The following is a 6,474-nucleotide window of genomic DNA, read 5'->3' as shown; positions in this document are numbered from 1 at the left end:
ACCTTTAGCTAATTCAGCTGCCATACTTTTGATTGTAGCTTCATCCATGTGAAGTACCTCTTTTTATTATCCTCAGTAGGATAAATGAAAATTAAGTACTTACACAAAATTTAGAACAGTCCCAGATTGAGGGCTTTTTTATATCAGTTGCTTCGGTATCACTTCGATCGTACTTCATTCTCTCAAATTTTATTGCTGTTTTTGCTTTGATAAAAATAGCGCGTCCTGATGTATTTATAATATGAAATTTATCTGAATGAATATCTATCCCAATATAAACATTCTTTAATATTACCTAGGATTTAAGGGTGCATTTCAACGTATCCGTTCTTGTCATTTTAGGACTTTAGTCGGCAAACTCTGACAATCTTTCAATCAAATCATCTTTAGTCGGGTATAAAATTTTAAATTTTTAAGATATTGTTTTTAATAAATAAAATAAGCGTGAACTATAGTTCACAGCAAAATATGTAACAAAAAATCCTACTCTTAGTGTGTGTTGTCCTGACATTTTGTTCCAAATAGGATTTTTCATACCTTCAGGGTATGGGTTTATGCCTTTCAAGTTGTGGACAAAATTCCACCAGAAACCCATTGTAGATTGAAATTATAAAGTCTCACAATTGGAGGTGAGTACTCATGACAGCAACAATAATGAATGTAAATGCTGTAGTGGATCAGGCCAAGTTCAAGTCATTTCACTTGAAACTTGTGCTTTGGTGCCTGTTTATCGTCTTATTTGACGGCTATGACTTAGCAATTAATGGAGTCGTTTTGCCCTTACTGATGCAAGAGTGGGGCATGAGTGCCGTGCAGGCAGGCATGTTGGCAAGTACCGCTTTGGCCGGCATGATGTTTGGCGCAATGGGCTTTGGCATGCTTGCGGATAAAATTGGCCGCAAAAAAGTGATTTTAATTTGCGTTTCAATGTTCAGCCTGTTTACTTTTTTAGGCGGATTTGCCACTAATCCCACAGAATTTGGAATATTACGTTTTGTTGCAGGCTTGGGCATTGGCGGTGTATTGCCAAATCTGGTGGCTTTAACTGCAGAATATGCACCGCAACGTGTGCGCAGTACTTTAGTGACCACCATGTTCAGTGGCTATGCCATGGGCGGGATTATGGCAGCTTTGTGCGGAACATGGTTTACCGCAGACTATGGCTGGCAAATCATGTTCCAGATTGCGGTGATTCCTTTACTGTTTGTGCCATTGTTCTGGAAATTCCTGCCTGAATCTTTAATATTTCTGGTTAAAGCAAACAAACAAGATCAGGCGCGTAATTTTTTACAAAAAGTTGAGCCGACTGCGCAAGTATCTGCAAATACACAATTGGTTTTAGCTGTAACTGATCAAAGCGGAAGTACTTCAGTAAAAGAATTGTTCACTGAAAATCGTGCTGTAGGAACATTCCTGTTTTGGCTTGCATTCTTTATGTGCTTATTAATGCTTTATGCATTAGGCAGCTGGTTGCCAAAATTGATGATGGCAGCAGGTTATTCTTTAGGCAGCAGCTTAATGTTCTTACTGGCATTGAATATTGGAGCAGTGATTGGAACAATCAGTGGAGGGGTTTTAGCTGACCGCTTTGACTTTAAACGCGTTCTGATTGGTATGTTAACTGTAGGTGTACTTTCTTTAGTTGGATTAGGCTTCAATTCTCCACAGCCTGTTATTTATTTACTGGTGAGTCTGGCAGGTGCATCCTCAATTGGTAGCAGTATTTTGCTATACAGTTATGTTGCACAGTATTATCCGGTTGCAGTCCGTTCAACGGGTATTGGCTGGGCATCAGCAGTGGGCCGTACTGGGGCGATTGTCGGTCCAATCGTGATCGGCATGCTTTTGGGCATGGAACTGCCGCATAAATGGAATTTTATCGCTGTGGCTATTCCTGGGATTATTGGTGCACTTGCCATATTCTTTATCCGTCCAGCAAAATCGGCTGAAATTAAAGCTGAAGCAAAAGTTGTGGCATCTGCACGAGCTATACGTTCTTAAAGCAGTTCATCTACATAAGATAGATTTTTGTAAAACTTAAGCCTCCTTCGGGAGGCTTTTTTTCTGTATGAGATGAATTTGAGGCATGAAAAAAGCCCCATCATCCTGATAGGGCTTCTTCGTATTGGTGACTTAGGTATAACTCCTGTCGTACCTCACATCCTGATGCTCAAACTGATTATTATTGTTTTTAGTTTGGGAAACGTCCTGTTTCCTGATGAATTAAATATAGGGTGAATCAAACGGCTTGAACAGCTGGCGTTTTCTGCAGTTCATGTAAGCTAAAGCGTACAACACTGCTTTAGAAATGCGCTTCTAGACCAATATAAGGTCCTTTAAATTTCAATTTCGCTTCCTGGTTTGAACCTTCTTCGAGCTGAATATCCAAAATGCGATAACCGGCTTTAGCACCGACATCGACCAGTACCGTATCCACAAAATTATATTTGAGTTCTAGCTGAGCATCGGTCACTTGTGTATCCGTTAGCTTGGCAAAACTGGCTTCTGCTTTGGCACTTAAACCGGTAAAGGGCAGTTTTACCCCTGCTTCTGCATAGAGCATCGGTAAAGTTTCACTGATTTCAGTATTTTGGGTAAAGTTCTGCTGGAGATCTCCATCCAGTAATTTGGCACCGAAGCCCACATCGGCAGACACGACATTATCGAGTATTTCGTAATACAGAATGAAGTCTGAATAATCGAGATCGACCTGATGGCTTTTCACCCCTGCCAAACTCTGATCACTTTCAGCCTGTATATTGCTATGTTTAATTTTTGCATTCGGCAAAAAGGGTACCGGGTGTTCTACGGCCACGGAAAATGACATAGCGTGATCATCTTCAAGTTGGGGTTGTGGAAGTGCTGATGCTGGATTGCTTAAATCGGCACTGTAGTTCCAGTAATCAATGCTGGCTTTAACACCAATAAAATCGGCTTGTGCAGAGCTGACTGCGCCAAGTCCAAGGATGAGGCAAAATAATTTGAGTGATTGCATGGATATCCTAAATATCTGATCTGTTATTTTTAGAAAATAATTTTGTTACTTAAATATAGTGAACTGCTGCCCAACTCAGCGCATCATATAGTGAATCAAAAAAAAATTGCATTGTTGTTATTTCTAGAAAATGAAAGGAAATTTTTACATGGTAGATAAAGCTGTAAAAGTGATTGATTATCCTCTGTATGTGGCAGGTAAAGCGGTTAAAACCGAGCAATGGCTTGAAGTAGAACATAAATATACGCATGAAGTTTATGCACGGGTCGCTTTGGCCAATGAAAAAACCATCGAAAAAGCCATTCAATCCGCAGTAAAAGCGGAAAAAGAAATGGCAGCTTTGGAACCTTTTCAAAAACAAAAAATTTTACTGCATTGTGTGAAACGCTTTAATGAAATGCGAGCGGAGTTGACTGAAATTCTGATTGTAGAAGGCGGAAAACCACGTAAGGCAGCTGCTGCTGAAGTGGAACGCTTAATCAATACCTTTCAAATTGCGGCCGATGCCGTAACTCAACTGGATGATGGCCGCATGATTCCTTTGGCTGTGACAGCAGCTGCATCAGGTTATCAAGGCATGATGAAGTATGCACCGGTTGGTGCAGTCTCATTAATTAGCCCGTTTAATTTTCCATTGAATTTAACCGCGCATAAAATTGCCCCTGCAATTGCTGCGGGTTGCCCATTTGTGCTTAAACCGGCCAGCTTAACCCCTATTTCAGCGTTGAAAATTGCCGAAGTTCTTGCTGAAACAGATTTACCGAAAGGCGCATTTTCAATTTTACCGTGTCCGCGTGAACATGCCGATGTACTGGTCACCGATGACCGTTTCAAACTGCTCAGTTTTACCGGTTCTGATGTGGTCGGTTGGGACATGAAAGCACGTGCTGGACGTAAGAAAGTCATCTTGGAGCTGGGTGGTAATGCCGCAGTCATGATTGAAGCGGATACTGAAATTACTGATGCTTTGGTGGATCGCTTGATTGGCGGTGCCTATAACCATGCGGGTCAGGTATGTATTAGTGTGCAACGCATTTTAGTGCATGCTGATGTCTATGCCGAACTGAAGAAAAAACTAGTCGCCAAACTGAAAAAAATTAAAGCCGCTGATCCTGAGCTTGATAGCACGCTGGTCGGTCCGATGATTAAGGAATCTGAAGCGATCCGTCTGAAAAAATGGGTCGATAAAGCCGTGAAAAAAGGCGCAAAACTGCTTGCCGGTGGTGAGTTGAACGGAGTGATGTTTGAACCGACTTTGCTTGAAAATGTCGATGCCTCTTTAGAAGTGTATAAAGATGAAGTGTTTGGACCAGTCGCGATTATTGAGAAATATAAAAGCTTTGAACAAGGCATAGACCGAATCAATAGCAGCCGTTTCGGTTTACAGGCAGGGGTGTATACCCAGAATCTGAATAAAATGCTCTATGCTTGGGATCATTTGCATGTCGGTGGCGTGATTATTAATGACATTCCCTCTTTCCGGGTCGATAACATGCCGTATGGCGGTGTAAAAGACTCCGGTCTGGGACGTGAAGGCGTGCAATATGCGATTCGTGATATGCAGGAAGAGCGTATTTTAGCGATTAAAAGATAAAAAAATTCAGGCAATCAGTATATTGAAATAAGCTGATTGCCATTGATTTAAGCAAAATAAAAAATCAGCTCACACTTTAAAAAAAGTGCGCGGACTTAAAAATGGGTTAAATCAGCCATATTTTGATCAATTCATAATTTATAGATTATAAAATTAAATAATCTCCGCAAAAACTACAGAAAAAGGCCCAAAAAGTGGGTATTGTTCAAGCATTGAAAGGCAAAAAGAAGCAAAAGACTTTAAGCAAGATTTTGTGATGACTGCCTGTTTGCAATTTAGGACAGAATGCTCAAAAGGCGTAGAACTAACTTCAGACATAAAAAGATTAATTTTTTGAATGGTACTTTTTTGCTCGCGAGATAACCCAACAACAAGCAGCAGCGAAAGATGCCTAAGGTTGAGGTGTTTTATGACAGATACTCGTGAAAACTGGACGTCACGATCGGGCTTTATTATTGCCGCGGTTGGATCGGCTGTTGGTTTAGGTAATATTTGGCGCTTTCCCTACATTGCTTATGAAAATGGCGGTGGCGCGTTCCTAATTCCATATCTGATTGCGATTTTTGCAGCAGGTTTACCTTTATTATTTTTAGATTATGCAGTCGGACACAAGTTCCGCAAAGCACCGCCGATGGCCTATAAAAAACTCATGAATGCAGAATCTCTGGGTTGGTGGCAGGTGATGGTGACCCTGATCATCGGTATTTATTATGCCAGCGTATTGTCCTGGGCCGGCAGCTATATGTTCTATTCCTTTGGACAGCAGTGGGGAACAGATACTCAGGGCTTCTTCTTCAACAGCTACCTTCAAAATGGTGAGGGCCTGACTTTCGGTTTTGTACCTGTACTGTTCTTTGGTCTGGTAGTCGTTTGGGCGGTGGTCATGCTGATTCTTTACGGTGGGGTACGCCGTGGGGTGGAACTGGCGAATAAAATCTTTATGCCATTGCTGGTGATTTTATTCACGATCCTGGTGATTCAGGCGGTACGTTTACCCGGTGCCGTTGATGGTTTAAATGCCTTCTTTACCCCGAACTGGGACGCCATGACCAATTATAAAGTCTGGCTGGCAGCTTTTGGTCACATCTTCTTCTCACTATCGGTGGGCTTCGGGATTATGTTGACTTATTCTTCTTATTTGAAACGCAAAACCAACCTGACTGGTTCAGGCATCGTGGTGGCATTGGCTAACTCGTCTTTTGAAATTCTGGCGGGTATTGGTGTCTTTGCAGCGCTTGGTTTTATGGCGTTCAGCTCAGGTGCCAAAGTTGAAGATGTAGTGTCCGGTGGTATCGGTCTGGCCTTTATTGCCTTCCCGAAAATCATTTCCAGTTTAGGCTCAGGCGGTGACCTGTTCGGCTTCCTGTTCTTTGGTTCATTGACGGTAGCGGGTATTACCTCTATGGTGAGCATCCTGCAAGTTCCGATTGCGGCGTTCCAGGACAAACTGGGCTGGTCAAAGAACAAGTCAGTGACGATTATTGCTGGTGGTTCAGCAGTGATTTCTACCCTAATGTTCTCGACACATAGTGCGATTACCTTTGTCGATATCATCGACTACTTTGCCAATAACATCGGTATTGTCGGTGGTGGTTTGTTATCGATTATTTTATTGTCCTGGTTCCGCCGTCCATTGATGAAACAGCTAGAAATACATGTGAACGAGTTTTCCAGTGTGAAACTTGGTGCCAGCTGGAAGTTCATGCTGACCGTGATCACGCCGTTGTCTTTATTATTGGCATTGGGTTTAACCCTGAAATCAATCATGGCAGAAGGCTATGGTGATTATCCCGCAAGTACGCTGTGGGTGATCGGTGGGGGCACTATTGCATTCTTTATTCTGGGCGCCGTTCTATTAAGCCTAGTTAAAGATCGTCATAGTTAG

4 protein-coding genes are annotated in these 6,474 nt (G+C 42.1%); 3 read left to right on the top strand and 1 reads right to left on the bottom strand.

Annotated features, from left to right (window positions below; translation table 11 throughout):
* The first annotated feature begins 639 nt into the window (after window positions 1-639).
* A complete protein-coding gene (locus tag HLH16_RS06915; RefSeq protein WP_171528788.1) occupies window positions 640-2,001 on the top strand; it encodes an MFS transporter in 1,362 nt (453 codons plus the stop codon).
* A 301-nt stretch (window positions 2,002-2,302) separates the two neighbouring features.
* On the opposite strand, the gene HLH16_RS06910 is transcribed toward HLH16_RS06915, so the two are convergent.
* Entirely contained in the window at window positions 2,303-2,995 is a 693-nt protein-coding gene (locus tag HLH16_RS06910; protein ID WP_171528787.1) for a TIGR04219 family outer membrane beta-barrel protein, read from the bottom strand.
* 148 nt (window positions 2,996-3,143) lie between these two features.
* Between HLH16_RS06910 and HLH16_RS06905 the strand changes: the two genes are divergently transcribed.
* Together HLH16_RS06905 and HLH16_RS06900 are read left to right on the top strand one after the other, a co-directional pair.
* On the top strand, window positions 3,144-4,589 hold the full coding sequence (locus tag HLH16_RS06905) for an aldehyde dehydrogenase family protein (protein WP_171528786.1): 1,446 nt from the start codon (window positions 3,144-3,146) through the stop codon (window positions 4,587-4,589).
* Window positions 4,590-4,998: 409 nt separating this feature from the next.
* Window positions 4,999-6,474, top strand: a complete 1,476-nt coding sequence (locus HLH16_RS06900) for a sodium-dependent transporter (RefSeq protein WP_171528785.1) — start codon at window positions 4,999-5,001, stop codon at window positions 6,472-6,474.

It is taken from the genome of Acinetobacter sp. ANC 5378, from assembly GCF_013004315.1.
GTDB lineage: Bacteria > Pseudomonadota > Gammaproteobacteria > Pseudomonadales > Moraxellaceae > Acinetobacter.
This window is presented reverse-complemented; position numbering and strand designations above follow the sequence as displayed.